The organism is Sphingomonas sp. SRS2 (assembly GCF_000971055.1).
Classification (GTDB): domain Bacteria; phylum Pseudomonadota; class Alphaproteobacteria; order Sphingomonadales; family Sphingomonadaceae; genus Rhizorhabdus.
Map to the genome: position 1 here is coordinate 1 of NZ_LARW01000049.1, position 24,551 is coordinate 24,551.

Annotated in this window: 26 protein-coding genes and 1 tRNA gene; 13 read left to right on the forward strand and 14 right to left on the reverse strand. The window is 64.6% G+C overall.

Annotation, left to right across the window (positions count from 1 at the left end):
• Both WP12_RS02755 and WP12_RS02760 read left to right on the forward strand, forming a co-directional pair.
• Nucleotides 1-308, forward strand: a 308-nt coding sequence (locus WP12_RS02755) for an EI24 domain-containing protein (RefSeq protein ID WP_046192236.1), incomplete at its 5' end; no start/stop codon positions are given.
• Between the two features lie 58 nt (nucleotides 309-366).
• On the forward strand, nucleotides 367-603 hold the full coding sequence (locus WP12_RS02760; protein ID WP_046192237.1) for a hypothetical protein: 237 nt from the start codon (nucleotides 367-369) through the stop codon (nucleotides 601-603).
• Nucleotides 604-688: 85 nt separating this feature from the next.
• Here the strand turns inward: WP12_RS02760 and WP12_RS02765 are convergent, their stop codons facing one another.
• Complete coding sequence (locus WP12_RS02765; protein ID WP_046192238.1) at nucleotides 689-1,378, reverse strand: N-formylglutamate amidohydrolase; 690 nt, start codon at nucleotides 1,376-1,378, stop codon at nucleotides 689-691.
• Nucleotides 1,375-2,112: an enoyl-CoA hydratase/isomerase family protein gene (locus tag WP12_RS02770; RefSeq protein ID WP_046192239.1), complete on the reverse strand. Its 738-nt coding sequence runs from the start codon at nucleotides 2,110-2,112 to the stop codon at nucleotides 1,375-1,377. The genes WP12_RS02765 and WP12_RS02770 overlap by 4 nt, the downstream gene beginning before the upstream one ends.
• 65 nt (nucleotides 2,113-2,177) lie before the next feature.
• Here WP12_RS02770 and WP12_RS02775 point away from each other — a divergent pair, with 65 nt between their 5' ends.
• Both WP12_RS02775 and WP12_RS02780 read left to right on the forward strand, forming a co-directional pair.
• Nucleotides 2,178-4,028, forward strand: coding sequence for a DUF885 domain-containing protein (locus tag WP12_RS02775; RefSeq protein ID WP_046192240.1), 1,851 nt, complete (start codon nucleotides 2,178-2,180; stop codon nucleotides 4,026-4,028).
• A 101-nt stretch (nucleotides 4,029-4,129) separates the two neighbouring features.
• The gene (locus tag WP12_RS02780) at nucleotides 4,130-4,699 is read left to right on the forward strand and encodes a nitroreductase family protein (RefSeq protein ID WP_046192241.1); all 570 of its coding nucleotides are present in this window, start codon (nucleotides 4,130-4,132) and stop codon (nucleotides 4,697-4,699) included.
• 6 nt (nucleotides 4,700-4,705) lie between these two features.
• On the opposite strand, the gene WP12_RS02785 is transcribed toward WP12_RS02780, so the two are convergent.
• The 4 genes from WP12_RS02785 to ypfJ form a co-directional block, all read right to left on the reverse strand.
• Nucleotides 4,706-5,134: a VOC family protein gene (locus tag WP12_RS02785; RefSeq protein WP_046192242.1), complete on the reverse strand. Its 429-nt coding sequence runs from the start codon at nucleotides 5,132-5,134 to the stop codon at nucleotides 4,706-4,708.
• A 103-nt stretch (nucleotides 5,135-5,237) separates the two neighbouring features.
• Nucleotides 5,238-6,143, reverse strand: coding sequence for an NAD(P)H-hydrate dehydratase (locus WP12_RS02790; protein WP_046192243.1), 906 nt, complete (start codon nucleotides 6,141-6,143; stop codon nucleotides 5,238-5,240).
• Nucleotides 6,140-6,904, reverse strand: coding sequence for a histidine phosphatase family protein (locus WP12_RS02795; RefSeq protein ID WP_046192244.1), 765 nt, complete (start codon nucleotides 6,902-6,904; stop codon nucleotides 6,140-6,142). The genes WP12_RS02790 and WP12_RS02795 overlap by 4 nt, the downstream gene beginning before the upstream one ends.
• Nucleotides 6,904-7,767, reverse strand: coding sequence for a KPN_02809 family neutral zinc metallopeptidase (ypfJ, locus tag WP12_RS02800; RefSeq protein ID WP_046192245.1), 864 nt, complete (start codon nucleotides 7,765-7,767; stop codon nucleotides 6,904-6,906). Before ypfJ ends, WP12_RS02795 begins: the two co-directional genes overlap by 1 nt.
• Before the next feature lie 110 nt (nucleotides 7,768-7,877).
• Between ypfJ and WP12_RS02805 the strand changes: the two genes are divergently transcribed.
• Nucleotides 7,878-9,248, forward strand: coding sequence for a methyl-accepting chemotaxis protein (locus WP12_RS02805; protein WP_046192246.1), 1,371 nt, complete (start codon nucleotides 7,878-7,880; stop codon nucleotides 9,246-9,248).
• On the opposite strand, the gene WP12_RS25175 is transcribed toward WP12_RS02805, so the two are convergent.
• Together WP12_RS25175 and WP12_RS02810 are read right to left on the reverse strand one after the other, a co-directional pair.
• Nucleotides 9,245-9,406 carry a hypothetical protein gene (locus WP12_RS25175; RefSeq protein WP_160299125.1) on the reverse strand — a complete coding sequence of 54 codons (162 nt, stop codon included), beginning with the start codon at nucleotides 9,404-9,406 and terminating at the stop codon, nucleotides 9,245-9,247. The two genes, WP12_RS02805 and WP12_RS25175, sit on opposite strands and share 4 nt — an antisense overlap.
• Entirely contained in the window at nucleotides 9,403-10,323 is a 921-nt protein-coding gene (locus WP12_RS02810) for a hypothetical protein (protein ID WP_152663864.1), read from the reverse strand. The genes WP12_RS25175 and WP12_RS02810 overlap by 4 nt, the downstream gene beginning before the upstream one ends.
• A 380-nt stretch (nucleotides 10,324-10,703) precedes the next feature.
• Between WP12_RS02810 and WP12_RS02815 the strand changes: the two genes are divergently transcribed.
• Genes WP12_RS02815 through WP12_RS02825 form a run of 3 tightly spaced genes read left to right on the forward strand, consistent with a single transcriptional unit; the run spans nucleotide 10,704 to nucleotide 14,309 of the window.
• Nucleotides 10,704-12,305: a toll/interleukin-1 receptor domain-containing protein gene (locus WP12_RS02815; protein ID WP_046192248.1), complete on the forward strand. Its 1,602-nt coding sequence runs from the start codon at nucleotides 10,704-10,706 to the stop codon at nucleotides 12,303-12,305.
• Nucleotides 12,306-12,308: 3 nt separating this feature from the next.
• On the forward strand, nucleotides 12,309-12,803 hold the full coding sequence (locus WP12_RS02820) for a nucleotide synthetase (RefSeq protein ID WP_046192249.1): 495 nt from the start codon (nucleotides 12,309-12,311) through the stop codon (nucleotides 12,801-12,803).
• A 27-nt stretch (nucleotides 12,804-12,830) separates the two neighbouring features.
• Nucleotides 12,831-14,309: a tetratricopeptide repeat-containing protein gene (locus WP12_RS02825; RefSeq protein ID WP_046192250.1), complete on the forward strand. Its 1,479-nt coding sequence runs from the start codon at nucleotides 12,831-12,833 to the stop codon at nucleotides 14,307-14,309.
• 8 nt (nucleotides 14,310-14,317) lie between these two features.
• Here the strand turns inward: WP12_RS02825 and WP12_RS02830 are convergent, their stop codons facing one another.
• Together WP12_RS02830 and WP12_RS02835 are read right to left on the reverse strand one after the other, a co-directional pair.
• Nucleotides 14,318-15,001, reverse strand: a complete 684-nt coding sequence (locus WP12_RS02830; RefSeq protein ID WP_235398914.1) for a Crp/Fnr family transcriptional regulator — start codon at nucleotides 14,999-15,001, stop codon at nucleotides 14,318-14,320.
• A gap of 107 nt (nucleotides 15,002-15,108) precedes the next feature.
• Entirely contained in the window at nucleotides 15,109-15,378 is a 270-nt protein-coding gene (locus tag WP12_RS02835) for a hypothetical protein (protein WP_046192251.1), read from the reverse strand.
• 188 nt (nucleotides 15,379-15,566) lie between these two features.
• Between WP12_RS02835 and WP12_RS02840 the strand changes: the two genes are divergently transcribed.
• From WP12_RS02840 to WP12_RS02855, 4 genes are read left to right on the forward strand one after another with little or no spacing between them, the layout of a single operon-like run.
• Complete coding sequence (locus WP12_RS02840; RefSeq protein WP_046192252.1) at nucleotides 15,567-15,788, forward strand: hypothetical protein; 222 nt, start codon at nucleotides 15,567-15,569, stop codon at nucleotides 15,786-15,788.
• A gap of 43 nt (nucleotides 15,789-15,831) precedes the next feature.
• On the forward strand, nucleotides 15,832-16,203 hold the full coding sequence (locus tag WP12_RS02845; protein ID WP_046192253.1) for an ArsR/SmtB family transcription factor: 372 nt from the start codon (nucleotides 15,832-15,834) through the stop codon (nucleotides 16,201-16,203).
• Nucleotides 16,200-16,640 carry an SRPBCC family protein gene (locus WP12_RS02850; protein ID WP_046192254.1) on the forward strand — a complete coding sequence of 147 codons (441 nt, stop codon included), beginning with the start codon at nucleotides 16,200-16,202 and terminating at the stop codon, nucleotides 16,638-16,640. The genes WP12_RS02845 and WP12_RS02850 overlap by 4 nt, the downstream gene beginning before the upstream one ends.
• A 31-nt stretch (nucleotides 16,641-16,671) precedes the next feature.
• The gene (locus WP12_RS02855) at nucleotides 16,672-17,325 is read left to right on the forward strand and encodes a glutathione S-transferase family protein (protein WP_046192255.1); all 654 of its coding nucleotides are present in this window, start codon (nucleotides 16,672-16,674) and stop codon (nucleotides 17,323-17,325) included.
• Nucleotides 17,326-17,329: 4 nt separating this feature from the next.
• Here WP12_RS02855 and WP12_RS02860 read toward each other — a convergent pair whose 3' ends face one another.
• The 4 genes from WP12_RS02860 to WP12_RS02880 all read right to left on the reverse strand — a co-directional run bounded on the left by WP12_RS02860 (nucleotide 17,330) and on the right by WP12_RS02880 (nucleotide 23,113).
• Nucleotides 17,330-18,061, reverse strand: coding sequence for a ParA family protein (locus tag WP12_RS02860; RefSeq protein ID WP_046192256.1), 732 nt, complete (start codon nucleotides 18,059-18,061; stop codon nucleotides 17,330-17,332).
• Between the two features lie 321 nt (nucleotides 18,062-18,382).
• On the reverse strand, nucleotides 18,383-21,091 hold the full coding sequence (locus tag WP12_RS02865) for a type I restriction endonuclease subunit R (protein ID WP_052730166.1): 2,709 nt from the start codon (nucleotides 21,089-21,091) through the stop codon (nucleotides 18,383-18,385).
• Between the two features lie 553 nt (nucleotides 21,092-21,644).
• Nucleotides 21,645-22,871 carry a tyrosine-type recombinase/integrase gene (locus WP12_RS02875; RefSeq protein ID WP_046192258.1) on the reverse strand — a complete coding sequence of 409 codons (1,227 nt, stop codon included), beginning with the start codon at nucleotides 22,869-22,871 and terminating at the stop codon, nucleotides 21,645-21,647.
• A gap of 166 nt (nucleotides 22,872-23,037) precedes the next feature.
• A tRNA-Thr gene (locus WP12_RS02880) sits at nucleotides 23,038-23,113 on the reverse strand.
• Between the two features lie 173 nt (nucleotides 23,114-23,286).
• Between WP12_RS02880 and WP12_RS02885 the strand changes: the two genes are divergently transcribed.
• Nucleotides 23,287-24,519 (forward strand): hypothetical protein, encoded by a 1,233-nt coding sequence (locus WP12_RS02885; protein ID WP_046192259.1) that lies wholly within the window; start codon nucleotides 23,287-23,289, stop codon nucleotides 24,517-24,519.
• Nucleotides 24,520-24,551 lie beyond the last annotated feature (32 nt).

Sequence of the window (24,551 nt, forward strand, 5' to 3'; positions counted from 1 at the left end):
ATAATCTGGTGGCGCTGCCCTTTTACGTGCTGTTGCTGGTGACGGGGATTGGACCGCTGATCCTGTTCGTGCTGGTCAACGGCGCGGCGTTCGGGCGCGATCTGGGCGAGATGGTGGCGGCGCGCCATGGCGATCGGGCCAGCCGCCGCGCCTGGCTCGCGGGATCGCGCGGCGGGCGGATGCTGATCGGGTCGATGGTCACGGCGCTGTTCCTGGTCCCCTTCGCCAACCTGATCGCACCGGTGCTGGGTGTGGCGATGACGACGCATTTCTACATGCGGACGCGGCCCGCCCTTCCACCCGGCTGAACCACTGCCGACATGATGCGTTCTGCACTTTGGTGCGGGGTTGCGTGAGGAGGTTGCGATGAGTGCTGACAGCGTCTGTCGATCCCTGCGGCGCAGGCTGCTGCTGAGCAGCCTCAGAGCGACGCGGACATCCTTTGCCCGAAGCGGCGACTTCGTCCGCGCGGCGAAGATCGAGCTTGGCATCCAGATGTTGCTCGACCAGCAGGTCAGCGACCGGATGCTGTCCCTGCTCGATGAGAGCGCGGCGATTGCCGCGCGCGATGCGGCCGATCTGGTCGCGGCTGGGCGAGGCTAGTCCGAAACCGCCATTCCGGCGGATTCTGGGTCAAGCTGGCTGCAGGAACCTATGGCGGCCCCGGCCTCCGCCGGGGCGACGCGAGCTAGACCGCCTCCGCCACCGTGCGGATCACCGGGGCGAGCCTGTCTGCCCATGCCGTGACCCCGGCCTCGTCGCCGATCAGATCCTGCCGCACCTCCAGCCCCAGATAGGGGATGGCGTTACCCTCGGCATGGCGGTTCATCGTCGCGTTGAGGACCTTGCCCGAATAGGGTTCATTATCGCCGGTGACGATCCCCGCGGCGCGCAACGCGGCGATGCCCGGGCGGGCGGCGCGGTCGTCTTGATTATACAGCACGCCGACCTGCCAAGGGCGGGCCTCTTCGGGCCGGGCCGAGAGGCGCGGCGTGAAGCTGTGCAACGAGATGATCAGGCGCGGGCGATCGGCGGCGATGCGCGCGGCGATGCCATCATGATAGGGCCGCCAGTGATGCGCGATCCGTGCGCGCCGACCTTCGGCGTCGAGCAGCTTGTTGCCGGAAATGGCGAAGCCGTCGCTTTCCTGCGGGATCAGTCCGGGCGCATCCTCCTCGCGATTCAGGTCGATCACCAGCCGCGACACGGGTCCGAATATCCCGTCCATGTCGAGCCGGTCGCACAGCAGCCGCCCCAAAGGCGCAACGCCGATGTCGATCGCCATATGCTGGTCCAGCAGCACGGGATCGATATCGAGATCGATATCCGCCGGCACATGGTTCGAGGCATGGTCGGCGATCAGCAGCAGGCCGCTCATCCGCCGAACACCGGCCGACGCCGCTCGCGGAACGCCGCGACTCCCTCCAGAAAGTCATGCCCGCCAAAGGCGTCCTCGAACAGCGCGTCCGCCGCCGGATCGGCCGCCAATATACGCTTGAGCCCCGCCACGCTCGACCGGCTGTTGGCGGCGATCGTGGCGGCCAGATCGAGAGCGCCCTGATCGGCTGCGGCCGAGCGTTCCTCGACGAGACCGATCGCCAGCGCCTGATCGGCGTCGATCGTCATGCCGGTGGTGAGAAGCCGCGCCGCCTGCCCCGGGCCGACAAGCGCTTTCAGCCGGGCGACGTCGCCCGCCGGATAGACGATTCCAACCTTGGCCGGGGTGATGCCGAAGCTAGCCTTGGGGCCCGCGATGCGGATGTCGCAGGCGAGCGCCAGCGCCACCCCCGCCCCATAGCAGCCGCCCTCGATCGCCGCGATCGTCGCGATCGGCAGGCGGGCGAGCGCATCGAACGCCGCAGCCATCTCGGTACGGAAGCGGGTGCGCATCGCCGGATCGGTGCCCAGCGCCTCAAGGTCGCCGATGTCCGCGCCCGAGCAGAAGATGTTGGGCGCCATCGAGCGAACGATCAGCACATGCGCATCCGATGCCGCGACCTGCGCGATGGCGGCGCTCAACATCGTCCAATGCTGAATCGCGATGGCGTTGCGCGCCTGGGGGCGGTCGAGGCTGATCCGCGCGATGCGGTCGATCGAATCGATGATGAACATAGCCGGACTGTTGCCGTCCCCGTCCGAAAATGTCACCACGTCTGACAGAAACTATAGGACATTAGATGGCCTCCGTTTTTTCGCGCCGCCAGTTCACCGTCCTGCTCGGCAGCAGCGCCATCGCCCCCGCCCTTCCCGCTGCCGCCGCCCGACCGAAACGCCCGGGGCCCTGCCCCATCGTCACGCCGATCGACACGATCACCGAACATCTGCTCGATCATACGCCCGAAACAGGGGTCTATGGCGGGGTGGCGCGATCGGCGGGGGGCGGCGCGCTCGCCCGGCGGATGGACGATTATTCGCCGCGGGGCGAGGAAGCCTGGCGCAGCGCGCTGGGCGAAGCCGGGATCGCGATCGAACAGATCGAATGCCGCGGCGATCCGCTGAGCGCGTTGCGGCTGAAGATCGCCGCCGCGGTGATCGAGAATGGCACCCGGTCGGCCTCGATCGGTTATGGCCGGCCCAACCCCTTCTGGTTCTCGGGACATGAACCCTATGTCATCAGCCAGATTTCGGGCCCCGCGATCAACACCCCCAATGTGATGATGGCGCAACAGCCGGTCTCCACCCCGATAGAGGTCGATGCCTGGATCGAGAAGCTCGACGGCTTTGCCAAAGGCTTCGAGGGCGTGATCGAGAAGAGCCGGGCGGACGAGGCGCTAGGGTGCATGCCGCCGCGTGCGCTTCTGGAAAAGACGTTGCCGGTGCTCGAGAACTTCCTAAAGGGTGCGCCCGCCGACCATCCGATGATCCAGTCGCTGCGTGAGCGCATGGCAAAGGCCGGGCTCGACAGCCGCACCCGCGCCGCCGCCGAAGCGCGCGCGATCACCGCGCTGGAGAAGCGCGCGCGGCCCGCTTATGCGAAGCTGCGCGCCCGCGTCCGCGACATGCTGCCCGAAGGGCGCGCCGAAGCCGGCGTCTGGGCGCAGCGCGACGGCGAGGAACTCTACGCCGCCAATGTCCGCTCGGTCGGCGACAGTCCGTTGCCGCCCGAACATATCCACCGCATCGGGCTCGATCAGGTCAGGCTGGTCAAGTCGCGGCTGGAGGCGCGTCTGGGCCAGCTCGGCTACCGCAAGGGCGGGCTGCGGCAGCGGCTCGATGCGCTGTCGGCCGATCCGAAGCAGCGCTTTCCCGACACGGCGGCAGGGCGGGAACAGGTCCTCGCCCATCTTCGCTCGCTGGTCGCCGGGATGGAGGCGCGGCAGCACAGCTTCCTGCCCAAGACGATGATCCCCAACCAGCGGCTCGAAATCCGCGCGGTGCCGGAGGCGACCCAGGACTCGGCCCCCGGCGGCTATTATGACGGGCCGTCGCTCGATGGCTCACGGCCAGGCATCTACTGGATCAATCTGCGAGACATGCGCGGCGTCCAGCGTTTCGCGCTGCCGACGCTCAGCTATCATGAGGGCGTTCCCGGCCACCACACCCAGGGTGCGACACTGCTCGCCCTGCCGCAGGCCCCGCTGCTGCTGCGTATCGCCAGCTTCAACGCCTATCAGGAGGGCTGGGGTCTCTATGCCGAGCGGCTGGCCGCCGATCTTGGCGTCTATGCGCATGACCCGGCCGGCGACGTCGGGCGGCTGGCGGACGATCTGTTCCGCTGCGTCCGCCTCGTCGTCGATACCGGTATGCACCAGCTCAGATGGACGCGCGAGCAGGCGATCCAGTATATGCAGGCGAACAGCGGATCGCCGATGAGCGAGATCGTCGCCGAGATCGAACGCTATATGGCCTGGCCCGGCCAGGCGCTCGGCTACAAGCTCGGCCAGCTCCGCATGCTGGCGATGCGCGACAGATATCGCGCCAGAATGGGCAAACGCTACGACATGCGGCAATTCCACGCTCTGGTGCTGGGCAATGGCGCGATGCCGATGGACCTGCTCGAGACGGTTGTGCTGCCGAAGAGGGCCTGACCAAGGGCCTTCGAACGAAGCGTTTCCATTCGCGGCATGGTCCGGTGGGCGGAGCAGCGCTACCCATCACCTACTGCAACGCCCAATTCCGGAGGCTCACCATGACCGACCGCAGCACCGATAGCCAAGTGGACCGCCTCTTCGTCGACCGCTGGTCGCCCCGCGCGTTCGATGGCTCCCAATTGAGCGAGACCGATTTGAACGCGTTGTTCGAAGCCGCGCGCTGGGCGCCGTCGGCCTTCAATGCGCAGCCGTGGCGGCTGCTCTACGCAGTGCCCGGCGACGCCAACTGGGATCGCTTCCTGACTCTGCTCGTGCCCGCCAATCAGGCCTGGGCGAAGAATGCATCGCTGCTGGTCTTCTTCGTCTCGGCGGCAACCTCGCGCGGCAAGCCCTCGCATACGCACAGCTTCGACACCGGATCGGCCTGGATGTCGCTCGCGCTCCAGGCGCAGATCATGGGGCTGCATGCGCACGGCATGAGCGGAGTGGATTTCGACGCCGCCCGCGTCGAATTGGGCGTGCCCGACGATTTCCGCATCGAGGCCGCCGCCGCGGTGGGGCGTCAGACCGATGTGTCAGTCCTGCCCGAGGCGCTGCGCGACAAGGAGGTTCCGAGCGACCGGAAGCCGATCGCTGAGGTAGCGTTCGCGGGGAACTTCGTGGCCTGACCCTGCCTAGAAGGTCACGATTACCGACTCCGCGCTCTTCGTTGCGGGGCCGTGATAGACGGCTTCGATATTGTTGCCGTCCGGATCGAGCACGAAAGCTCCGTAATAGCCGGGATGATAGGGCCGCTCGCCCGGCGCACCATTGTCCACGCCGCCCGCGCCGATCGCGGCCTTGTGAAAGGCTTCGACCATCGCGCGGTCCTTCGCCTGGAAGGCCAAGTGATGGCGCCCGGTCAGCCTGCCCTGCGCGGCCTCGCTGTCGGCGGTCGAGATGAAGAGTTCGTCGGCCCAGATATAGTCCTCGGCCTGTCCACCGATGGGAATGCCGAGCACCTCGAATACGGCCTCGTAAAAGCTCCGGCTCGCCGGAAAATCTTCGACCACCAGCTGGATATGGTCGATCAGACGTCCGCGATGCAATTCCTGCGTTTCCATCCTTACCTCCATCACCGTCCGTCAGCCCTGCAGCGCCACCATCGTCATCAGGGGTAGGACGTCACCTCACGGCATCGTCATCTCTCCGGCGTGCGGCTGCGTTTCACCGGAGACCGGGTGACGATCCACCCGCGCGGCTCATCAGCCCTGGAATCTCCATCATCAGGTCGCGAGCGAGAAAGCCGATTGGGCCGATCCGGCCGGCGGCGGCCTGCCCCGCCTCGCCGTGCAGCCATACGCCCCACGCGGCGGCGGTCAGCGGATCGGCGCCGCGCGCGGCAAGACCTGCGATGATCCCCGCCAGCACATCGCCCGAACCGCCGGTGGCGAGGCCGACGCAGTCGCTGGCATAGCGCAGCGCCTCGCCGTCAGGCGTCGCCACCACCGTGGCCCCCGCCTTCAGCACCACCACGGCGTTATACACCGCCGCAATCGATCGCGCGCAGTCGATCGGATCGGCGGCGATATCGTCGATGTCCATGCCGGTCAGGCTCGCCATTTCGCCATGATGCGGGGTCAGGATCACACGCCCGCCGAGGGCGGCTATTTGCGGCGCCATGCATCGCGCGCAGGATATCGCGGCGGCGTCGAGCACCGCAACATGGCCATCCCCCAGTTCGCCAAACAGTCCTTCGACCAGCGCCTTCGCGCTCTGCGTGCTGACCATGCCGGGGCCGATCAGCATCGCGTCGCAATAGCGGGCGGCATCGGTAAGCTTGTAGGCGGCATTTTCGGCAATCTCGCCCTCGGCGTCGGTCGGCAGGCCGATCATCGCCGCCTCGGGCACCAGGACGCCGAGATGCATCGCGGCAGCATCGACCGTAGCGATCTGAAGCTTGCCCGCGCCCGCACGCAGCACCGCTTCACCGGTCAGGCCAAGCGCGCCGGGAACGAAGACGCTGCCGCCGACCAGCAGCACCCGTCCCCGCGCATTCTTGTCGGTACCCTGCGCATGATCGGGCAGCGGATGTGCGGCCAGCCAGGCGGCGTCGATCGGCCCGGCGCTCACCCGCGCGCCGCCACGATCTGGTCGCGCTGCCGCGTGATCGGCGCATTCTCGGCCTCCATCGGCGCGGTGGCGTTGTAGCGCGAGAGGACGAGGTTGCCGCGCTTGCCGGCGTTTGGATCGAAGCGATATTCGGTGACCGAGCAGTTGGCGACGTCGGCCTCGCGATCGATCGCCAATATGCCCTCCTCGTCGAGATTTTCGATGATGTAGCGCAGGCAGAGCACCACGACCTGATGCGCGAAGATCATCACCCGCCGCTCGGAATAATGCAGCGAGACGGTATCCAGCAGCGAGCGAAGCCGCAGGATCACGTCGCACCAGCTCTCGCCGCCCGGCGGACGATGGTAGAATTTGCCCAGGATCTTTCGGAAATTCGCCTGATCGGGAAAGGCGTTGCCGATCCCCAGTGTGGTCAGTCCGTCGAGGACGCCGAACTCCTTTTCGCGCAATCGCTCGTCCATGCAGACCACCTCTTCGGCATCGGCGCCGCCGGCGTCGCGGAAACGCCGCGCCGTCTGGAGCGCGCGTCGATAGGGCGAGGAGATCAATATGTCAGGCCGCTCGTCCTCGCCATTTTGGGAGAACCAGTGACCGAGCGCATCGGCCTGTTGTTCGCCCAACGCGCTCAGCGGCACATCGACATCGCGTCCCGTGATCGCGATCCGGTCGAGCATCGCCTCATGCGCCGCGTCGCGCGCGACGTTGCCCGCGCTCTGGCCGTGGCGGATGATCCACAGGCGTTCGGGCCAGCTCTGCCGCATCACCCTCTCCCGAAGGTGTCGCAGCGGGCCGGATCGCCGCTGGTGAGGCCGATCTGGAGCCATTTCTGGCGATCGGCCGCGCTGCCATGAGTGAAACCCTCCGGCACGACCGTGCCCTGCGACTGCTTTTGCAGCGTATCATCGCCGACCGCCGCCGCCGCGCGCATGCCCGCCTCGGCATCGCCGGGCTCGAGCAGGTTCTTGTCGTTCGCCGCCCAGACCCCGGCGTAGCAGTCGGCCTGAAGCTCGACCTTTACCTGCATGGCATTCGCCTCGCGCTCGCTCAGTCGGGATTGCGCGGAATGAACCCTGTCGAGCGTGCCGTCGAGATCCTGGATATGATGGCCTACCTCATGCGCGATGACATAGGCCTGCGCGAAATCACCCGGTGCACCGAAGCGGCTGGCGAGTTCATCGAAGAAGCTGGTGTCGAGAAAAACGCGCTTGTCGGCAGGGCAGTAGAATGGGCCCGCCGCGGCATTGGCATAGCCGCAGCCCGCTTGCGTGCCGCCCGAGTAGAATACCAGCGTGGTCGGCGCATATTCGCCGCCCCGGTCGGCAAACAGCTGCCCCCAGACCCGCTCGGTCGAGCCCAGCACCTTGAGCGAGCGGCGCTGCGTCTCGTTGAGTTCGCCGGGGGGACCGCCGGGTTGGCTTTGCTGGACGACCGGCGCCCCGCCGTCGGTGGAGATCAGCGATAGCGGGTTGATGCCGAAGACCAGCGAGATGATCCCGACCAGGATCAGCGATCCACATCCAAGTCCGCCCCGCCCGAGGGGTAAGCCGATAGGCAGGCCAAAGCCCCCGCCCCCGCCCGACCGAACCTCATAATTGCTGCTTTCGCGTTCATCATCGAGCCGCATCCGCTCCTCCCTTTCGGAGACAATGCGCCGATCGCATTATGGTTGCGCCGGCAGACTATTACGGCTTGTTAACCATAGCTGGCTAAGCCTCCCCCGCAGAGGAGAGGGTCATGGATATGTCAGCCGCACCGGTAGCGCCCCACGAGGGCTTGCTGACCGATGACGAAATCAGCGAACGGGTTGCGGCTTATGGCGGCGACGGTACGCTGCGCGAGCGCCTCGCCACGATGTGGGAACGGGCTTCCGATATCATCCTGAACAATGCCCGCGACTACTGGACACCGATCATCGACGAACTTGCCGCCGAGTTTGCGCGCCATGGCGCGCAGCAGAGCGTCATCATGGACATCGATGCCTATGTCGCCCGGCGGCGGCAGATCTACACCTCCCCGATCGACGCGAACTGGATCCGGCAGCTGTCCCGAGTCGGCGTCATCATCTATCAGCTGAAGGTCCCGGTGACGCGCGTGGTGTTGCGCCGCGCGAAGGAAGCCGAGTTGCTGGTCGACCGTATTGTGGAGGCCTTCCCCGAAGATCCCGCATTCGCGCTGTTCTGCCAACGCACACTGAACCTTCTCGGCTCGATCGAACTCGAGCTCGACCTCTCCTATCTCAACTCGGTGCGCCGCCAGAAATCGCTTTCGATGCAGGATGCCGCCAGCACAATGTTTCGTACCGATATCAGTGATATATTGGCCGTTTCTCTCAAAAATTCGAACGCGCTGCGCGATCAGACCGGCTATGCGGCGCGGTCTGCGCGGGGCATGCTCGGCAAGACATCTGAAGTCGCCGCCGCCGCCGAGCAGTCGGCAACCGCCATGCGCGACGCGGCGCATACCGCATCGGGCCTGATCCGCGCGATCGAGGATGCGCGTCGCGAGGTCGACATCGCCGCCGAGGTCGCCACCCGCGCCGCCGGTCAGTCGGCCGAGGCCCTCGGAGTATCCGAAGCACTGACCAATCATGCTCGGGCGATCGAATCGATTCTGGGCCTGATCCGCGACATTGCCGGCCAGACCAACCTGCTAGCGCTCAACGCGACAATCGAGGCCGCTCGTGCGGGCGAGGCCGGACGCGGCTTCGCGGTGGTCGCGCAGGAGGTGAAGAACCTCGCCAACCAGACCGCGCGCGCGACCGACGATATCGCCCAGAAGATCACCTCCATCCAGACCGCGACCCGCCAGGCGGTGGAGGCCAACGGCTCGATCCGCGACACGGTGGGCGAGGTCGAGACGCTCGCCCGCCGCATCCGCGAGGCGATGGACGTCCAGGCAAGCACCGTGACGATGATCACCGCAGCGGTGGATCAGACCGCAATGGCCGCCGACTCGATGTCGTCGACGATCGCTGAAATTCGCGCCGACACCGAGAATGTCGCCACCGACATCGATCGGCTCGACGAGGGGTTCCGCACCGTCGACGATCAACTCGGCAAGCTCGAGACGACTGCCCATGCCTTCGCCGCGCGCATAGCCGTCTAGACGCGGCTAGGCGAAGGTTCGTCGTTCGGCAAAGGTGAGAGATAGCTGAAGCGCTCGGTGGTCTGGGCACGGGCGGCGAAACAATTGGCGATTCCCATGGTCAGCGCATCGGGGCGGGCGCCGGAACACTCGTCGTCATATGGCTTACGAAAAGTCATGAGCTGCTTCCCGAACTGGCGGCCTGCGCAGCGATGGCGTCATCCAATATCTGCCCGGCATGGACGAGATCATAATTGCGGTGTTCGAAGAAGTTGATCGCGTGACGCGCGAAGCTGCGCTGATCGCGCGCGCCCAGCGCCATCATCGCGTCGCACCACTCGAATGACGCGAGCAGATGCCCGTCGAACCCTTGCCGGTGAACGATACGGGGGACGAAACCCCGGCCCGCGCCGATGTCGACCTTCGCCAGCGCAAGGTTGATAATCGTCTCGTCGACCGCGCAGCCGCGTTGTGCGGCCGAGAGGCGCTCCGGCTTGCCCAGTCCCTGCCCCACCGCCAACGGCCAGCGCGAGGCATCTCCGCCGATATAATAGAGCAGATCGACGGTGTCGGCGACGATCCGTTCCGACGGCGCGCCATGGCACTGGACCCGCAATATGTTGCGCGCGAAATGGATGCGGCGGAACTCGATAGCGTCGCCAAACACGTCGGCGAGATGGTCGCAGACTATGATCGCATCTTCGAGGCTGCGCACCGCCTCGTCATGGCGGCCGAGGCGATAGGCGAGAAAGGCTTCGGCAGCGCGCTGGAAGGCGAGCCCGGCGATGCGGCCATGATCCGAGAGCCCGCTATCGTCGCACAGCGCCGCCGCCCGGCGCAGCTGAACGGCGGCGTCCCCGAGATCGCCGAGACGCGCGCGCGCGAGCCCCAGTTCGCGCATGTCCTCCGCGGCCAGCATGATCGCGATCTCGGCGGCTGGCAGCACAGTGGACAGCTTGAGCCGGTAGGCCTGACTGAACATCTTGCCGGCGTCGAGCCGCAGTTCCGAGGGTCGCTGACGTTCGAACGCACGCCGCGCGGTGGCAAGCCGCCCCAACATCGCCGTGCGCGCCATCCCCATATCGGACAGGATCATGACCAGCGACGCTCCACTCTCGACGGGGTGCCCACAGCCCAGCCCACTCCACCGCTGAAGCCCGTCATCGCACGTTCCTCATGAAATGCGGCGCGAGTGGCCCCCCACAACATGCCAGACCAATATCCGCATGGACTATGGCCGGATTCGTTTCGCCGGAGCGTGACGGCGGTCACGCTTCAGGGATCATTTCGTCCTGGGTCGGCGGACGATCATTGCGGGTTCGCACCAAATATCGCGAAGTTGCGGCGCCTCGCCCCGTTCCGGCCGCCCGCACGCCCCTGCCCCCTTCCCTTGCGACCATTTATGGCCTTTGATCTGAACGGCGAGAGCCATCTCGGCACGGGCAAGCGCCGAGGGGGACCGATGGGGGTCGGCGGATGACTATGCCTGTAGGCGAGCTGACTGGGACAGCCGATGGCGAAACCGCCGCCGATGGCTACCGCGCCTTCATCAGTTACGCGCATAAGGACGAGAAATCGGCCCGACGGCTCCATCGCTGGCTCGAATCCTATCGCATGCCGCGCCGCTTGATCGGCCGGGCGACCCGCATCGGTACGGTAGCGCGCCGGCTGAGCCCGATCTTCCGCGACCGGCTGGAATTACCCGCCTCATCCAGCCTCGACGCGGCCGTAACCAATGCGCTTGTCGCCTCCGACGCCCTGCTCGTGCTGTGTTCGCCCGCCGCTAAAGCGTCGATGTGGGTCAATGCCGAGATAAGGCTGTTCCGCAGCCTGCATCCCGACAGGCCGATCATAGCGGCGCTGCTGACGGGAGAGCCCCGCGACAGCTTCCCCGAGGCACTGCTGGAAGCCGATGCGCTGGGAATCGCGCGCGAGCCGGTCGCCGCTGACTTTCGCAGGAACCATGACGGGCCTCGCCTCGCCCGCCTCAAGATCGCCGCCGGACTGACCGGCCTCGCGCTCGACGAGCTGATCCAGCGTGAAGCACAGCGCCAGATCAGACGTGTGATCGCCGTCACGCTCGCCGCACTGGTCTTCGCCCTACTGATGAGCTTCCTGCTCGTCCTCGCGATCATGGCGCGGCGCGAGGCGGAGCAGCAGCGGCGGCAAGCGGAAGGCCTGATCGAGTTTATGCTCACCGATCTCAGAACAAGGCTGCAGGGGGTGGGCAGGCTCGACGTTCTCGGATCGGTCAACGACCGCGCTCTGGCCTATTATGGCGAGCAGTCCGACCTCAGCGCATTGCCGGCGGAATCGCTCGAGCGGCGCGCGCGGGTGCTCCATGCGATGGGTGAGGACGATCAGAAACGCGGCAACGCGGCGGCGGCCCTGGCCACATTCGCCGAGGCGCACCGTACCACCGCCGCATTGCTGGCGGCGGCTCCCGATGATCCGCTCCGCATCTTCGCCCATGCCCAGAGCGAGTTCTGGATCGGCTATGTAGACTTCACCCGGGACCGGCTCGAACAGGCGCTGCCACGCTTCGTCGCCTATCGCGGCCTCGCCCGGCAGCTGACCGGGATCGACCCCGCGAACCTGAAATACTGGCGCGAGCTGGGCTATGCCGAGGGCAATATCTGCACGATCGCAATTGCCCGCAAAGGGCCGGCGAACGATCTCGACGCCTGCCGTTCGGCGCTCGCGACGATGGAGAGGATCGCCCGATCGCAGCCTGGCGACGCCGGCGTTCAGAGCGACCTCGCCAACCGTCACGCCTGGATGGCCGATGCGCTGCGGCTGGGGGGGCGCGACCGCGAGGCGCTGGTGCATCGCGAAAAGCAGGCGGGGATCATTGACGCGCTGCTGGCGAAGGACCCCAAGAACGCCAGCTACCGGCAGGACTGGATGCTGGCGCGCTTTTCGATGGCGGAGCTACTCCGCGCGCTTGGTCAGCGTGGGCGCGCCGAAGCGATGATTGCGGAATCGCACCGCATGGTCGACGATCTGATCGCGTCGGATCCACAGAATCGCGACTGGCGTGTGTGGCGTCAGGAATTCACCCGAAACAACGCCAGTTAGGAGATGCCTGTGTGCCGTCCGTCCTATGTACAGCAGCCGATAGCGGTCCTCCCGCCCGCCGGGGTGACGCCCGCGGAAACGATCCGCTTCATCGTCTTCTTCGGAGTCGAGGAAGGCCAGGTCGCGCTGCGCTATGAGCAGGAGAAGACCCGCAACCAGGATTATATCGCAATCGCCCGCGACGCACTGGTCGAGATCGTGCTCCAGGGCGAGCAGCTCTACCTGTCGAAGGACATGGACGCCGTGACCACCAAGGACGCGCTCGCCGCCTTTTATGGCGGGCTCGAATATGACGGTTATGACGAGAAGCTCGACCGCTACCGGATCGCACGCTTCACCGCGCGCTACAATCGCGGCGGCAAATATGACACGACCCACGGGTTCAACATCAATGTCGACTTCCTCCAGGGGATCTGCCCCGACAACGGACCGAAGTGGATCGCGCTGACAATCGATCCGGACATCAAGAACCCGCCGCCGAAGCTCACCCACAAGTGAGCGGCGGTGATCGTGGCTGGAGATGATGTGACGCTATCGAACCTCACCAGGATCAGGCAGATCGCCCGCACGGGCGATACGCTGCGCGCCTGGCGCATGTTCGAGGCAGCCGGGCTGCTCGCGTCGAACCATCCCGACGCGCTCAGCCTGCGCGGCAGGCTGTTGAAGGACCGCGCGCTGAAGGCGAACGGCGAACAGCGATCGGCCTTCTTCGACCAAGCCGAGGCAGCCTATCTCCAATCGGCGGGAGCGCGGCGCGCGACCTATCCGCTGATCAACGCCGCGACGATCGCTTTCTTGAACGGCAAGACCGATCAGGCGCGCCTGCTCGCCGAGAAGACGCTGGCATTGCTCGAAAGCGGCAACCACGACCCCGAAACCTCCTACTGGCTGGGCGCGACCCGCGCCGAGGCAGAACTGCTGCTGGGCCGCTTCGATGCCGGAAAAGCGACGCTCGAAGCGGCCATCGCCAGCACGCCATCGGCTTGGGAGGATCATGCCGCAACGCTGGGTCAGTTGCGGCTCATCCTCGAGGAGGCCGACCGGCCCGCTACGCTGCTCGATCATCTCCGCCCGCCAGCCAGCCTGCATTTCAGCGGTCTCATCGGTCTGGCGTATGACGATCAGGTGGCCCGCGCGGCGATCAACGGCGCGTTCGACGCGATCCGCCCCGGCTTCGTATTCGGCGCGCTCGCGGCGGGAGCCGACATCGTCGTCGCAGAAATCGCCATCACGCATGGCGCACAGCTCCACGTCGTGCTGCCGACGTCGATCGCAAGCTTTCGCGAGCAGTCGGTCGCCCGCTTCGGCGCGGATTGGAGCGCCCGCTTCGACCGGCTGATCGATCTCGCCGAGATGGTCGAAACCCTGGCCGATGGTGATGCGCTGTCCGACGCGGGCATCACCCTTGGGGAAGAAGTCGCGATGGGCCTGACGATCCGCCGCGCGCGGACGCTCGCCAGCAAGGCGGTCGCGCTGCGGGTACGGCGGCCATCCGACCCACCCTTCCCGTCCGAAACCGCCTGGCGCCGCCGCGGCCTGCCCTTCCGCGAGGTGATGGTCGAGCGATCGGCGGCGCGCAGCGATCAGCCGCTCGCCCCGCGCAGCCGGCGCGTGATCCTCGCCTCGGCCCGCCCGCTGCCCCCCGAATTGCCGCTGCCAAGCGGGGCCACAGTCGCCGCGCTGGCCGGGATCGCGATCGTGCAGTTCGACAGTCTTGCCGATGCCGCCGACTTCGCTGTCGCAGCGCTTCGGGCGATGCCCGACAATCGTATCGGCCTGGATTATCGCATCGTCGACAGGGGCGATGATCAGCTCGAGGAGATCGCCGGGACCGCCGCGCTGCTCGCCCGCGCCGCGCCCGCCGCCAGCATCTACGCGGCGAGCCCCGGCGTGCTGGCGATGGACCTGCATGCGCCCCATCTGAAGTTCGAAGCGGCGGGCGAGATCGTAACCCCGATTGGCGACATTCCGGTCAGCATGCTCTCTCTAAGCCCGGAACCCTGAAAGCGGCTCTAGCAGATCAGTTCCTGAAGCATGCGCGGCGCGGCGATGACGAGTTCGCTGTCGTCACGGCGCACGATACCGCGGCGGATCAGCGCCGCCAGCGCGCGCGATGCCGTCTCGCGCGACGTGTTGGCGCTCAGCGCAAGCGCGGTGACGAGCGGCGGCGGGGCGATGCGCAGGCCATCGCCGGCAAGCTGGAGCAGCTGGGCATAGACCCGCCCGGTCGCGCTATAGGTGGTCCGCGCAACCATGCGATCGAGCGCGCGATCGAGCTGGCGGGCTAGCAGGATGGCGAGCGCCGATCCGATCTGGGCATGTTCGACGGCGAGTGTGGACAAGGCCCGCGCCTCTGCACGGAGCAGATGCGTGTCCTTCTGGGCGATGATTTCGGCGCGGTGGATGATCGGATCGGGATAGGCGCCGAACATCTCGCCCGGGCCATGCTGGGCGAGTTGTTGACGTTGCCCGTCGATGCCGAGGGCATGCACCCGCACCGCGCCGTCGATGACCAGCCAGCAATGGTTGCAGGGGTCGCCCTGATGCGCGATCGCGTGCTTCGCCGCGACATGCTGATGGACCAATGCGGCGTTGAGCCGGCGCGCGGTCTGCTCATCGCATCGGAAGATCGCCCGAACCGCGGCTATTCGCTCATCGACGTCCAACGGCATTGCCCCCTGCATCGACGATGCCATCGGTGCCCCGCCCTGCATAGCGCAGTTTCGGGAGGCCGATAATCGCACCGAAGGGCGTTCGGCGCGGATAGGCGTCGAACCGGCGCTGTCCGGAAGCCGAGATGCCTTCACCGCGAGAATTTCCTCGCCTCCATCAGCCTGTGGAATTCGAGCGTGGAGAAATTGCGGACGATGTCGTCGCTCATCCGCCCGTCCCATTGCACCCCGCCATCAACGACGCGCGCATCGGGAGCGCCGCGTCGGATCAGGCAACGCGCCCGATCGCGCCAGCGCCCTTTCGAGTAGCCGGGATAGTCGGGGAGCTCGTACCACGAGACGCCCGCATCGACGGCAAGCAATATCGCGACATTGTCCAGCTTCACGGTGCGATCGGCCATGACGAATCCTTCCGTTCGAATCATCGAACCCGGGATCGGATAGGCCCGGTCGGCGAGGCGAACGCGTGACCGATCTCACGCTCCCTATCCTCCTTCACGAGATGAGTATGACCGGGTGGCGTGACCGGAGTCACGCGCCCGCCTCGGCACGCGGCGCTATCGTTCGGGCAGACACAAGGAACCGAACCATGCGCCATGAACGCAACTGCACTTGCGAACAATGCCGGCCAGAAGCGTCGATGTCGGACAATATATTGATGGGGGTTCTGACCCTTGCCGGAGTCGGCTTCGCGATGATGTGGGGATCGACGATCATCGTCGCGGCGGTCGTAGCACTGCTCGTCGCAGTGATCGCCTTCAGGATCTTCGCGCCGACGATCGGAGCGGATCGCCAGCGCCACCGGAAATAGCGGCCGCTTGACATCGTCGGCGCGATCACCAATACTTTACTATATGGTGAAGTTACCGCAATCATCGCTCGACCGCACATTCGCCGCGCTGGTGGACCCCACCCGCCGTGCGATCCTCGCCCGTCTCGAGCAGGAAGAGTCGCTGTCGGTCAGCGATCTCGCCCGCCCCTTCGCGATCAAGCTGCCCGCGGTGATGAAGCATCTCGACGTCCTCGACGACGCCGGGCTTATCGCGAAGTCCAAAGAGGGGCGCACGGTGACGGTGCGGCTGCATCCCGGGCCGATGGAGGAAGCGATGACCTGGCTCCGCCAATATGAGCGCTTCTGGTCGGAACGGCTCGACCGCCTCGCCGCTTATGCCGAGACGAAGGAAATCGCGCTTCGCAAATCCGAGAATGAGGAAAAGCCCCGATGACCAGCATGACGCTCGTGCGGCAGATCGCCGCGCGCCCCGCACTCGTCTTCGACGCGATGACGACGCCCGAAGGGATCGCAAGCTGGTGGGGTCCCGATGAAGGACCCGTCCTGCTCGCCGAAACCGACGTGCGGGTCGGCGGGAGCTTTCGGGTGCGTTTCCGCATGCTCGACGGCACCGAGCATGAGAGCGAGGGCCGCTATCTGGAGGTCATTCGGCCCGAGAGGATCGTGATGAGCTGGCGCTGGACCGAGAATGGCGAGACCGACGAGGGCGACGAGGAGTCGCGCATCGAGATCGGCCTGCGTCCCATCGACAGCGGCACGGAACTGACCTTCACCCATGCCCGCCTGCAGAGCGAAGCATCGCGCGCCAGCCATCAGGACGGCTGGAGGGGCTCGCTCGACAAGCTGGTGCGTCATTTCGCGCAAGGCTGACCGGACCCCGCCGATCGAGAGAGGATATCGCATGATCACACTCTATGCTTTCTGCTGGGTGCCTGACTTCGCGAAAGGCCATGTTCGGGACCTGCGGGTTCGCTGGGCGCTGGAGGAGGCGGGCATCCCCTATCGGCAGAAGCTGCTCAGCCAGGGCGAGAACGGATCGCCCGACTATCTCGCGCTTCAGCCATTCGGGCAGGTCCCCGCGATCGAGGAGAATGGCGCGAAGCTGTTCGAATCCGGCGCGATCGTGCTGAACATCGCCCGCCGATCCGAGGCGCTGATGCCCCGCGATCCGCAGGGCCGCGCGCGCACCGAGGCGTGGATGTTCGCCGCGCTTAATTCGGTCGAGCCGGCCATCGGCAATCTGGCTGACATCGATCTGTTCGCGCAGGGCGAACGCTGGGCCCAGGAACGACGCCCCGCCGCGGTCGAGCAGGTGCAGGGCAAGCTCGACCGGCTCGAACATTGGCTGGCCGAAAAGGATTATCTGGAAGATGCGTTCAGCGCGGGTGATCTGCTGATGTCCGACGTGCTGCGGATCCTCGATCACACCGATATCGTCGAGCAGCGCCCGGTTCTGCGCGCCTACCGCGACCGCTGTCTGGCGCGCCCGGCCTTCCGCAAGGCGCTGGCCGATCAGCTGGCGTCGTTCGAAGAGCCCGCCGCCGCGATCGGATAACGGCTCAGCGCTCGGCCAGCCGCTTCTCGATCGCGATCCACAGCGCGTCGGTCGCCACTGCCGCCGGAGACTTGGGCAGATAAGCGCCGATCGCGCCACGCCGAGTCGCCATCTGCTCGACCGCGCTGGCCATCGGAATCGCAGGGAAGTCGGGGTTTTCTTCCACCGCCGCCCGGTGCGCGGCGCGGCGGCGGTCGACCATGTTGAACAGGGGTATCAGCGGCGGGCCGCCCTTGTGGTGGCGCAGCAGATGCTGACGCACCTCATCGAATGCGCGGCGTGACAACGCCGACGGGATCATCGGAGAGAGGATGATCGCAGCGCCCCGGATCACCTGCTCGCTGGTGGGGCCCAATCCGGGCGGGCAATCGAGGATGACATGATCGTAACGCTGGCCGAGATGTTCGGTGAGCTTGCGGATGCGCTTCTTGCGGTCGATCCCGTCGAACAGCGTGTCGAGCGTCCGGAGCGAAGCATCGGCGGGCAGGAGATCGAGCAACGGGACGCCGGTTTCCACGATGAGCTTTTCCGGCGCGACGTCCTTTTCGATCACCGCGCGCGCCTCATCGTGCGCCGGGCGATCATGCGCCAGGATGAAGCTCGCCGCCGCCTGGCCATCAAGATCCCACAACAGGATGCGCCGCTTCGAGCGCACCGCCGCCGCCCAGGCGAGGTTGACCGCCAGCGTCGTCTTACCGACGCCGCCCTTCATGCTGTAGATCGCTATCGTCGCCATCTGCCCTCGCCGCTCCGATTCACGCATCCGAAATGCGTCAACGTACAAGCGCGTCATCCTGACAGAGATATGTGACGGTCCCGCGAATGGGATCATCGAAGCTTCTAGTTCGGCCATTTGCCGCTATGGTGCCGAGCGGCGATCACCGGATTTCCTTGGTTTTTTCAACCAAGAGCGAACGTTCGCGATCAAGGAAATGGTGCGCTTACAGGACTCAAATTTTCTAGGTAACTATAGGTTTTTGCTCTCTATTTTCCCGCGCCCCGCTTTTACGGCCCCCATAAAGGCCCCCACTCATCCGGCTTACGGCATATTTCTTTCTCAAACGGCGTGAATATCTGGACCCCGCCGGGTCAGAATATGTGCGAAAATGGCCTGCGCCTTCATATCTACTTCCTCGGGCTCATAGCTCTGGGGAAGCCCCGTGCGATCGTCATAAAGGAAATTCGTGATCGCGATACGCACGCTGTCTCGGGTGGCCTGTTTTCGGGCAAAATCCTGCATGGCGTCGAGCTGCTGCTGCAGGACTCCATAGAGGCCGACCGCCACCTTCTTTAGCTTAGCAATGTCGCTCTTTTCGAGGTCTGGCTTCATAAGCAGGTCGAACAGCGTAAGGGTCTCTTCATCTAGGCCCTCGCGCATGGCGCGTCGCTGTTCAACGTCCAGCTCTTCGGCAAGCACCAACAGCGCGGCAAAGGTCCGCTCGATATTCACGGCATCCTTCTCGCTGTTATAGTCGGCGACCAGTTCCTCATAATGCTTCTGGAAATCGGTGCGCAGCGGGTTTTGTCGCAGCATCATTTCCAGTTTCTTCTGGATCGCGTCTTTGAGGCTCTGGACGGTCGTGTTCTTACGCGGGCTGCGCTCAAATTCCTTCTTCAGCTTCTCGAAGTCGATGCGGCTGATGTCATAGAGCCGATCGTCATTGTCATCTGGATCGATCTGCGTTTCGATGCTGGCGTTCACCACCGCATGCAGTTCGCGCATGATGTCCGAAATATCCGCCGTCGCTACGTCCTCCTCCAGGCTATTGTAGATGACCCTGATCGCCGCGAAGCGCTGGCGATAAGCGTTCACCGCCCGGAAGTTCACGCACGCCTTGAACTTCTTGAACACTTCCCGCGCCATGATCTGGAAGCGTTTGCGGCTTTCGTCATTTTCGTTGACCGCTTCCTTGGCGTCGATGATCGCGCGATTCCGCTCGAATCCGGCTTTGTCGAGGATGTCGAGCAAGCGGAAGTTGCGCGCGGACAGGAACCCTTCCGCCGCATCGATCGCCTCTTCCAGATCGGCCAGCAATTCTTCAGGCGGACGCACCGGATCGATTTCAAGCGGAGGATCGCCCGGATTGCCCTGCCCGCCACCCGGCGTCCCTGCATAGGTCGCGAGCGCCTTGCGTAGGTTCTTCAATATCCCGCAATAGTCGACGATCAGGCCATTATTCTTGCCCGCATGAACCCGGTTGGCCCGGGCAATCGCCTGCATCAGCGTGTGCGCCTTTAATGGCTTGTCCAGATACAGCGTGGACAGGCTCGGCACGTCGAACCCGGTCAGCCACATCGCGCAGACAATGGCGATGCGAAACGGATGATCTTCTTTCTTGAAGGCCGATTCCAGATCGATGCGCTTGCCGTCGTCGGTTTCAAACCCGTTCTTGATCAGCGCCCGGTGCGGCGTGATGTCCAAATCCCATTTGCGGAACCGATCGACTTCGCCCTGTTCCTCAGACACCACAACCGCCGCTCGCGTCGCCTTCACCCATGCAAGCTGGCGCTGCCGGTCCGCCAAACCCTGTTCGTCGCTTGCCTGCGCCAAGTCCTTTTCGAGCGCCGCGATCCGCAAATCCCAATGCTTGGCGATCAGCGCGTGCATGCGAACGCACGTCACCTTGTCGATGCACACTAGCATCGCTTTGCCGCTTTCCCAGGCGGTGGTGTAGTGCGCCACGAAATCCGCCGCGACCGTCTCCAGCCGCGTCTCTGCCGTGATGATGTGATATTCGCGCTTCAGCTCTTTTTCGAGCCGTTCGGTCACGCTCGGATCGTCCAGTTCAAACTCTTCCAGCTTGGCCGCGATCTTCTCGTTCAGGTCGTTGGTCGCGACGCCCAGCTTGTCACCGCGCGCATCATAATAAAGCGGCACGGTCGCATGATCCTCCACCGCGCGCTGGAAATCATAGGTGGAGATGTAATCGCCGAACGTCTGCTTCGTCGTTTCGTCGCCCGACATCAGCGGCGTGCCGGTGAAGCCGAGAAAGCTGGCATTGGGCAGAGCGTTGCGCATGTTGAGCGACAGCAGGCCGTTCTGCGTCCGGTGCGCTTCGTCGGTGATCACGATTATGTCGTCGCGATCCGAATAGGGATCGTCCGGGTTCACATCCTGATTGAACCGATGGATCAGCGTAAAAACATAGGGCTTCTGCACCGCCAGCAGCGATTTCAGCTCCGCACCCGTCCCGGCCCGCACCTGAGCCTTATCATTATTGACCAGCCCGCACCCGGCGAACGTGCCGTAAATCTGCCCGTCCAGGTCGATGCGGTCCGTGACCACCAGAAAGGTGAAGTTCGCCCCGATCTTGCGGTGCACCTTCTGCGTCAGGAAGGCGATGGAATAGCTCTTGCCCGATCCCTGCGTGTGCCAGAACACGCCCAGCTTGCCATCACGCGCCTTGCGATCCTTTACCGCCGCGATGGCGCGGTTGACGCCCAGAAACTGGTGATTGCGCGCCACGATCTTGACCAGGCGTTCGCCGCCATCATCGAACAGGATGAAGTTTTCGAGGATGTCGATGAAATTGGCCTTGGCGCATACGCCCTTCAGCATCGTTTCCAGATCGACGACGCCCGGCGCATCCTCCTCCAGCCGCTTCCAGTCGTTGAAATGCTCATATCTGCTTGAAAGCGACCCGATCTTCGCCGCATGCCCGTTGGTCAGGATGATCAAGGCGTTGTGGTGGAACAGGTGCGGGATCGTGTCCTTATAATCGGACAGATTCTGTTCATAGGCTTGGCGGATATCCGGCTTGGCCATTGGTCATCTATTTCACCCCTCAGGGTGCCGGCTTCCCAATCCACATCCTCAGCAAAGAAAAAGACGCCCCCACTAACAAGGTGCGGTTCATCCGACTCGTCCCAGCTAGTGGGGTTGTCTTCGATTATGTCATCCAGCCTCTTCCCGATCATCCGGCTGGAGAACTCGCTATTGAACCGCCTTTGGATCAACTCATCACGATCCGACACAGAGCCCCCAGGATCGAAACCCTCCTCAGCGCTTATAATCGACATCAGCGAAGCTTGCGGTACGATCTTGCCCTTGGTGAAATAACAATAAATTTCCTGATTAACGACCATCCAATGTAGCATGCGCTTGACCCAAGGGCGTGGGGCGCTCTGGCTCAGAAAATCGATTGCCTCTTTGGAAGTGACTAGCTTCATCCAGCCCATGTAGCGGGATGGAGTTTATGGATCGTTGCGATGATTCAGCAGTGGCCGCAATGTTAGAAGAGGCGACGATTTCCCGATACATCGAATCGACCAATTTTGGGAGCAAGACGTGCCAACGAATGGCTCGCTTCGGTATTAGCCTAGCCGGCAGAGAGCCCGCTGATTGGTATGATGTCGGCCCCCTTGCGCAAGACGTTGAGGTGATCCGCCCACCATTGCGCCATTTGAACGCGTTCCGCCCAATGCATGCCGCGATGATAGGCGGCGCGGATGCCGTCCTTGTCCTTGTGCGCCAGCGCCCGCTCGATCGCGTCCGGCGACCATTTGCCGGACTCGTTCAGCAGAGTGCTGGCCATCGCCCGGAAGCCGTGCGCGGTCATTTCGTCACCGGTGAAGCCCAGCCGCCGCAGCGCGCCGTTGACGGTGTTTTCCGACATTGGGCGAAGCGGTGTTCGGATCGAAGGGAAGACATAGCGCCCGTCGCCGGTAAGGCCTTCGGCGTCGCGGAGCAGCGCAATTGCTTGGCGCGACAAGGGCACCACATGCTCCAGCCGCGCCTTCATCTTCTCGCCCGGAATGCGCCAGATCGCGGCCTCAAAGTCGATTTCCGACCATTCGGCCCGACGCAGTTCGCCGGGGCGAACGAAGACCAGCGCCGACAATTCCAACGCGATCCGCGTTAAGGGCTGGCCTTCATAGCCATCGATCGCGCGCAATAGCTCCCCCGCCTTTTTCGGTTCAAGGATGGCGGCAAGGTGTTTGGACTTGGGGCTGGCGAGCGCCCCGCGCAGATCGCGCGTCGGATCGGACGGGGCAATCTGGTTCGCGACCGCGTAGCGAAACACCTGCCCGATAAATTGGACGGTGCGATGCGCTTTCTCATCGTTCTTCGCGGCTTCAAATGGGCGAACTGCCTCCAGAATTTCAAACGGCGCGATTTCGGTGACCGGGCGATGGCCGAGCGATTTTTCAACCAGCTTCACAAACCATTCGCGTTTGTTGATCGTCGCTTCCGCCAGACCGTCGCGCCGGTTCTTTTTAATATAGGCCTTGGCAACGGCACTGAAGCTATTGGCCGCGCTGATCTTCGCCGTATGTTTGTCGCGGCGCTTCTTCTCGGCTGGGTCGGTCCCGCCCGCCAATAGCCGCCGGGATTGATCGCGGCTCTCGCGGGCATCCTTCAGGCTGACATCTGGATAACTTCCCAGCGACAATTTCTTCTCGGTGCCGGCCCGCGTGCGAAATTTCAGCTTCCATAGACGGCCCCCGGAAGGGGTCACTTGCAGGTAAAGGCCCTTTTCATCCGCCACTTTGTAGGGCTTATCGCGGGGCTTGAGCGCCCGGATCGCGGTTTCAGTGAGAGGCATTTTGGGGGCCTTTCAATCTTGCCAATTCGAACAAGCCCCCACACAGGCCCCCAATATCGCCCGATTATGGGCACGCATTGGCGAACATCAGCGGTTAGGCCGATGGATTTTATCGCAGATTTTCAGGGGTTTTTCAACCTTTGGCGGTTGTCAGCGATCATGGAAATGGTGCCGCTTACAGGACTCGAACCTGTGACCCCCGCATTACGAATGCGATGCTCTACCAACTGAGCTAAAGCGGCTAACCGAAGCGGGCCCTTAACAGTGGTCTCGGCCTTGTTCAAGCGCCTGAGCACCTCATCCGCCGCATCGCGATGATTGTGGTGGCCTTTACCAATCCTCAACCCGCCGGCGCGCATGGTGTCCTGACTGTCGCGGCGATTCCTTATAGCGCCGCGTGTCCTGGGGATCGAAGATGGAAGATTATCGCTCGTTCGCTGCGGAGGATCTGGCCGATTGGGATTTCCCGATCAGCGACGAACCCTGCATGGATCTGCCGCCGATGATCGGCACGGACGAGCGGCGCATGCATGTCCGCGCCTATGAGATGTGGCTCTCGCTGCTCGATGGCCGCGATTATCCGGCGATCGACGATCTCGATTCGGAGCAGCTCGGCGAATTCGGCCCCTATTCCGTCCTGCTCGATTTCACCGCCGATCGCGCCAACCCCACCATCGCCTATCTCGGCAGCGCGCTGCGGGAGGAAGGCGAGCTCGGCGCCGATGTCCAGACCGTCGCCGACGTGCCGCAGCGCGCGATCATGGCGCGCCTCACCGAACATTATAGCGAGATTCTCGACAATCGCGCGCCGGTCGGCTTTGAAGCCGAGTTCGTCAGCCTGCGCGGGCAGCCGATGCTCTATCGCGGCATCCTGATGCCCTATTCGTCCGACGGACAGGTGATCGACCTGATCCACGGCGTGGTGAACTGGAAGGAGCCGGGCGAGCACAGCCTGTCGGCCGACATCATCGAGGCGGTCACAATCGCCTTCGCAGGCCCCGCGCAGCCGGTGGCCGAAGCCGAGCCGGTGATCGAGACGCCCGCCTATATGACTGAGGAAGGACCGTCGCTCGCCGAGCTGATCGAGGATGCGCGCGAGCTGGCGCAGGAGGCCCGCGATTGCGAGGGCCGCACCCGCCATGCGCTCTACCGCGCGCTCTCCTTCGCATATGACGTCGCGCTCGCCGCCGATGCGGACAAGGATGGCTTCGCCGCATCGCTTGCCGAAGCCGGGATCGTCCCACAGGCGCGCGCGCCGATGACGGCGGTCGCCAAGCTGGTGTTCGGCCGCGACTATGACCGCAAGCGCCTGACCGAATTTGCCGCGGTGCTAACCCATGCGCGCCGCCTGTGCCTGAGCGCGGGCATGATCGAGCCCTGGCTCACCGCGCTCACGGGCGGGATCAAGGCCGTCGTGGCCGCCGAGCGCGGCGAGCGCCGCCCCGCGCTCAAGGTCGATCGCGCCCAGTCGGCGCGGATGATGCTGGGCAGCGCCCCCGCCCGGGCGGTCGTCGACCTCGGCGAGGTCGACAGCGAGATCATGTTGCTGGTCGCGCGCCGCGAAAGCGACGGGCGGGTGGCGATCGTGTCGCGGCCGATCGTCGAGCAGGGACTTGTCGACAAGGCGCTCAGGCGTTTTATCGCCTGATAAAATTACATAAAGTTGCGGCTGCGGATCAG